Source organism: Spirochaetota bacterium (assembly GCA_026414805.1).
In the GTDB taxonomy this organism is placed as follows: Bacteria; Spirochaetota; UBA4802; order UBA4802; family UB4802; genus UBA4802.
Window position 1 is genome coordinate 1 of sequence record JAOAIH010000142.1, and the last position, 1,734, is coordinate 1,734.

Consider the following 1,734-nt stretch of genomic DNA (forward strand, 5'->3'; position numbering starts at 1 on the left):
GGTGTATTAAAATCAGGTTCTCCCAAACTTAAATTAATAACTTCTATTCCTTGCTGACTTAATTCTCTGCTCCTTCTTGACATGCCAATCGTAAGGGGTTCTTCAATAGACAAAACCTTATCCGATAAAAACTTATCCATTTATTTTTTTAGCGGTAAATTAAAGGAAATTTTTTCATCTGTTGTTTTACAAATCAAATTTATACCTCCAAAAGTTTTTTATTTGCCTTGCAGACAAAAATTTTTTTTTATTGCTGACTATTAATAACCATTATCTTGCTGACTGCTTTTTGCTGTCCATCTGATGTGGTGGCGTAAACAATGTATATTCCTTCTGTTACTCTTTTATTAAACAAACTTTGCAAATTCCAGGTAATCATGCCTCCATTCGATTTGCCTTCCCAAACAAGATGACCCGCAAGGTCTGTAATTTTTGCAATGCTTCCATCAATTAGCCCTTTTATGTAAACATTTTCATTTGAATATTTTACAGGATTGGGAAAAACATGAACGGTGGAATAATCTTCAAAGCCACCAATCACATCGGTGCGATACGATTGAATACCCTTATCTGTAGCAACAATAATATCTCCTGTTTTATCATCATAGGCAATGTCAATAATGTTATTGGAAAGTAAAGGGCTATTATCATTTGTAAAATGAAAAATTTGAGTTTGACCATCTGAAGAAAAACAGAACAAACCCGACGCTTCTGTGCCTATCCATTTTCTATTGGCACTATCTACAGCAATAGCTGTAACTTTTTCTGTAACCAGTAAAAGCTGTGTTTGACCGTCTTGTGTTATGTATATTTGCTGAGCATCATAATTACCACCATTAAATATGTTTTCCGGATTGTAAATAACTGCCACACCTTGTGATGTACCCAACCAGATATATCCATTTTTATCTTCTGCTATAGACCATACATAATCGGACGGTAATCCGCCATTCCCTTTAGTGCTTGTTAAATATTTGGTATTACTGGAATTCATTGGAGATAGGTTGTTATTTTTATATATAATTATTCCATTGCCCCTTGGTAATAAACTCCATACCTGATTATTTCTGTCATATAAAATGCGTGAAGTAAAAATAGCGTTGTATCCCGGCATACTTAAATTAATAACTTGTCCATTTGGCTTAAGCACACTGAATGGATATGGTGTAATAGGATGATTAACCCATATATTTCCTGATGGGTCCATAGTAATACCACTTAAAAGATGCCAGTTCAAGCCAACAGCCGCAGCATTTACCAGTCCTGTATTAGATTGATTGCTGACTTTGAACAATTGATTATTTTTATATTCAACAATGCCGTTTATCCAACTAACTGCATAAATATGGCTATCGTCTTTCGGATCAATGATGGCATCTGTAAGATCTACAATAGTATCATGGTTGTAATCTCTTAAATAGTTCCACTTTTCTCCATCAAAAAAATACAATCCTTCTAAATAAAAATTAGGAGTGCCTGTTTCATCTATAAGAGAAGGTGCTACTACAATTTTTCCGTTATATGCTTTTACTCTACTAACTAATTTTCCTTTTGTTCCATCTATAACTATAGGAATAGCATCCCATTCATACTTTAAGAAACCGTGCAAATTATCTGCAATAAAGCATTGAACAGGATTGGTAGGAGGAATTCCCGTATAGTAATTCATTACAATATCCATAATCTGTTGGTTTCCTATACTGTAATTACCTATGGCTACTACTTGATTGTTGT

1 protein-coding gene is annotated in these 1,734 nt (G+C 33.8%); it reads right to left on the reverse strand.

The genetic code is table 11. From position 1 onward, the window contains the following. Positions 1 to 247: 247 nt before the first annotated feature. A partial coding sequence (locus N3F66_15015; protein ID MCX8125457.1) for a T9SS type A sorting domain-containing protein occupies positions 248 to 1,734 on the reverse strand: 1,487 nt, incomplete at its 5' end.